The 3,246-nt window shown below is 64.8% G+C and carries 7 protein-coding genes and 1 pseudogene; 7 read left to right on the forward strand and 1 reads right to left on the reverse strand.

The annotated features are described in order from the left end of the window. On the reverse strand, positions 1–224 hold a 224-nt coding region (locus BN2503_RS21155; protein ID WP_233495136.1), incomplete at its 3' end, for a hypothetical protein. A gap of 84 nt (positions 225–308) precedes the next feature. On the opposite strand from BN2503_RS21155, the gene BN2503_RS18760 reads away from it, so the two are divergent. From BN2503_RS18760 to BN2503_RS21160, 7 genes and pseudogenes are all read left to right on the forward strand, one after another. Next, positions 309–638 (forward strand): type II toxin-antitoxin system RelE/ParE family toxin, encoded by a 330-nt coding sequence (locus BN2503_RS18760; protein WP_054258105.1) that lies wholly within the window; start codon positions 309–311, stop codon positions 636–638. Next, positions 635–967, forward strand: a complete 333-nt coding sequence (locus tag BN2503_RS18765; protein WP_054258106.1) for an addiction module antidote protein — start codon at positions 635–637, stop codon at positions 965–967. The genes BN2503_RS18760 and BN2503_RS18765 overlap by 4 nt, the downstream gene beginning before the upstream one ends. A gap of 15 nt (positions 968–982) precedes the next feature. Then, positions 983–1,120: pseudogene (locus tag BN2503_RS21415) on the forward strand (hypothetical protein); the annotation flags it as partial. Between the two features lie 810 nt (positions 1,121–1,930). Continuing rightward, complete coding sequence (locus BN2503_RS18775) at positions 1,931–2,137, forward strand: hypothetical protein (RefSeq protein ID WP_054258108.1); 207 nt, start codon at positions 1,931–1,933, stop codon at positions 2,135–2,137. Beyond that, complete coding sequence (locus tag BN2503_RS18780) at positions 2,134–2,418, forward strand: hypothetical protein (RefSeq protein WP_054258109.1); 285 nt, start codon at positions 2,134–2,136, stop codon at positions 2,416–2,418. The genes BN2503_RS18775 and BN2503_RS18780 overlap by 4 nt, the downstream gene beginning before the upstream one ends. Further along, positions 2,415–2,816, forward strand: a complete 402-nt coding sequence (locus BN2503_RS18785; protein WP_054258110.1) for a hypothetical protein — start codon at positions 2,415–2,417, stop codon at positions 2,814–2,816. Before BN2503_RS18780 ends, BN2503_RS18785 begins: the two co-directional genes overlap by 4 nt. A gap of 157 nt (positions 2,817–2,973) precedes the next feature. Further along, positions 2,974–3,246 (forward strand): hypothetical protein (locus BN2503_RS21160; protein WP_233495135.1); only part of this gene is annotated, 273 nt, incomplete at its 3' end.

Genomic DNA, 3,246 nt, shown 5'->3' on the forward strand with positions numbered 1-3,246 from the left:
ACCCAGGCGGGCAGGGCGTTGCCTATCCGGTGCCCAGGCCGTTGCCGAGCTGCTTGGGCGGTGCGCTGCTGCGCGTGCCGCAGTGCCGCTGCGCTGGTGCGCTCGATCCAGCCGGGTGCGCTGCCATGGCTGGTGGCCAGGCGATGCGCAACCTTGGGTTGCCGAGCTGCTTGGGTGGTGCGCTGCTGCGCGTGCCGCAGTGCCGCTGTGCTGGTGGCCGGCACTTGGCCGGGCTGTGCGCTCGATCCAGCCGGGTGCGCTACCCGGCCCCGGAATCCGCAATGTGTGACGTAAAATTCACATCATCCATGTTTGAAGTGCAAACCTACCTAAGCCCGGACGGGCAAGACCCCTACGCGCAGTGGTTGGCTGCACTGGCAGACAGGCAAGCAAGGGCGCGCGTAGTGGTGCGGGTGGGGCGCATGGCCGCTGGAAACTTTGGCGACTGCAAACCCGTCGGCGAAGGCGTGTGGGAGCTGCGCATTGACTGGGGGCCGGGCTACCGCGTGTATTACGCCCAGGCAGGCAAACGCCTGGTGTTGCTGCTGGCAGGTGGCGACAAGCGCACCCAGCAAGCCGACATTGCCGCCGCCCTGGCGCACTGGCACGACTGGCAACAGCGAAGGAAACCCGTATGACCGCAACCCGCAACCCACCCACAAGCCGCCCGCACGATGCCGCCGTAGTGGAACTACTCAAGGCAGACCCCGACTTTGCCAATGAGTACCTGGCCACAGCGCTGGAAGAGGCCGAGCAGCCCGGCGGGCAGGCCGCATTGCTGGGCGCGCTGCGCCATGTAGCCGAGGCCCAGGGCATGGCCACCGTGGCACAGCGCGCAGGCATACCGCGCGAAACCCTTTACCGCGCACTGGGGCCAAAGGGTAACCCCACCGTTAAAACGTTGCTTGCCGTGCTGGGTGCTGCTGGCCTGCGCGTAGCCGTGACGCGAGACAACGCCCACGCATGAAAGCGCTCCAAGCGACCGACCCTGAATATGCGTGTTGACGCGGACGTGTTGGACGCATTCAAGGCCACCGGGCCGGGCGGCAAACCCGTATCAATGCCTTCTGCGCGATGCCGTCAAGCGTGGCCTAGCGAAGCCTTGAACCCAAGAGGCTGATTCACCTTCAAGCGCCCCAGCACGCAAAGACCCACCAGCCCAGGGCAACCCCTTGCCCGGCGAGCGATGGCCGCGCCTGGCGCGTTCTGGTGGCCAGCTCTTGGCCGTGTGCGTGCCGCCGTGCGCTCGATCAAGCTCAATGCACTGCCCGGCGCTGGTGGCCAGGGCTGTGCGCAACCCGGGGTTGCCGTGCTGCTTGGGCTGTGCTGCTGCCTGCTGTCTTGGTGCTGCTGCGCGTGCTGGTGGCCAGCACCTGGCCAGGGTGCGCCTGATCCAGCCGGGTGCGCTGCCCGGGGTTGCCGTGCGGTGCTGCCGTGCTGGTGCTTTTTGCTATCAATGAAATAGCTGTTTGCGCTTTCCTGGCGTGGCTTAGAGGCCAATTCGGCTTAAACCGACCCAGCACGCAAAGCAGCGCCAACCCAAGGCAACCCCTTGCCCGGAGAGCGATGGCCGCGCCTGGCGCGTTCTGGCGCCCCCGTTTTGGCCGTGGACTGCACACGACAGCAAAAAATTGCGCCCACATCTTCCCGCGCCGCCATCAAGCCGCTACACTCGCGCCCAAGCCAAAAGGCCCGGTGCTTCAAAACACCACACCAGAAGAGGTAGCAGCCCCCACCTGAAAGCGGGGCTTTGTCACGTCCAAATTCCTGGGGCTGGTGCGCCTGCACCGTCCTGCCAAGGTTTCGGGCGGGATGGGGCGAACGGCAACGCCGCCCGCACGACTTCTGGCGTGTTTTGAACATCCCGTCCACCCGCTGCGCTTCAAAACGCAAACGGTGGTTTCTTGATTCTCCAGAAGGAATCCAGACCATGACCGCTTCCACCGTGGCCAGCGCCAGCCCGCGCATGCCCACCTACACACCCACCAACGAAGAAAACCGCGCCTTTGCCATGCTGCAGGCCCTGAGCGATGCCACCATGGCCCGCCTGTACCTGAGCAAGGGCAACCTGCCCGCCGCCCGCCGAAAGGCCGTGCAGTTGCTCAAGGCGCTGCAAGTGCTGGAGGTGACGCAATGATCCCGCTCCACAGCACCAACATACCCCGCATAGCCGAAGGCCCGGCGCACCTCGACGCATGGGATCGTGCCAGTTTGGCCGGGGCGGCAAACGCCATCAAAGTGATTGCGGCGCTCTTGATGCAGCACGAAATCGACAGAGACTGTGAGCCCCACGACGACCTGCTGAGGCTCAACGGTGCGGCTGTGGCTGGCTTGCTGGAAGCCATCAACGGCCTGACAGAGCTGATCGAGATGCGCTTGCGTGACGGTTCGCGCCGCGCCAAGGGGTTGCAGCCATGAGCACAGACAGCACCACCACCTGCGCCAGCGCGCCCCACTGGGAGGCATACGGCTACCTGCGCAACATCAGCGGCGCAGTCATTGCCGAACACGGGCACGCTGAACTGCGCCAAGCGCTGCAAGGTGCTGCCGCCGTGGCCGCGTTGTTCATGCAGCGTGAACTCGACACCGAGCAGGGCGCCGAAAACCCGCTGACCTTTTCGCCTGGCGCTGCGGTAGGCCTGCTGGCTGCATTGGCAAGCTGCATCAACCATGCCGCCGACATTGCCCACACAGGCGGCATCGATGGCGCACACGCTGCACCTGGCACGCCTGCCTACCGGGTGCTGGAGGGCGCAGCGCAGGAGATTCGCTCTAGCCGCGCGCAGGCCCGGGCTGGGGCTGCCTGCAGCCCGTGAAGTTTTCGCCACGCCTAGGCCGGGGCTGATCCCCCCGTCCGAAAAGCCCGGCTTGCCCCCATGCAGGGCCTGGCGTGGTGCAGACACGCGTGGGCTGGATCGTGCGCCCCATCAAATCGTGACATTTGTCACTGCAAATTTCACAAGCTTTTAAGTCTTGGAAGCCTCGCCGCAGGTGGGGAAAAAACGCATTTCCCGAATGAAGAGCACCGATCAATGCCCCTTTCACGCCCTGCCCAGCGCCACTGCAAATCGTGAAATTTTCCCCCTGCAAATGTCACAAGCTCCCCGGCATTCTTTGGACTTTCCAAACACGTCCGAAAGGCCCCAAATGCACCTTGCTGCACACACCCAGACCACCAGCCCGGCACCCACAAGGCCCGCGCGCCTTCTGCGCTTGTCCGAAGTGGAAATGCGTTGCTCGCTCAAG

The organism is Paenacidovorax caeni (genome assembly GCF_001298675.1).
GTDB lineage: Bacteria > Pseudomonadota > Gammaproteobacteria > Burkholderiales > Burkholderiaceae_C > Paenacidovorax > Paenacidovorax caeni.

Excerpts from the sequence above, each read along its gene's own strand:
- BN2503_RS18760 (WP_054258105.1), top strand. The coding sequence starts at position 309 with ATGTTTGAAGTGCAAACCTACCTAAGCCCGGACGGGCAAGACCCCTAC.
- BN2503_RS18765 (WP_054258106.1), top strand. The coding sequence starts at position 635 with ATGACCGCAACCCGCAACCCACCCACAAGCCGCCCGCACGATGCCGCC.
- BN2503_RS18775 (WP_054258108.1), top strand. The coding sequence starts at position 1,931 with ATGACCGCTTCCACCGTGGCCAGCGCCAGCCCGCGCATGCCCACCTAC.
- BN2503_RS18780 (WP_054258109.1), top strand. The coding sequence starts at position 2,134 with ATGATCCCGCTCCACAGCACCAACATACCCCGCATAGCCGAAGGCCCG.
- BN2503_RS18785 (WP_054258110.1), top strand. The coding sequence starts at position 2,415 with ATGAGCACAGACAGCACCACCACCTGCGCCAGCGCGCCCCACTGGGAG.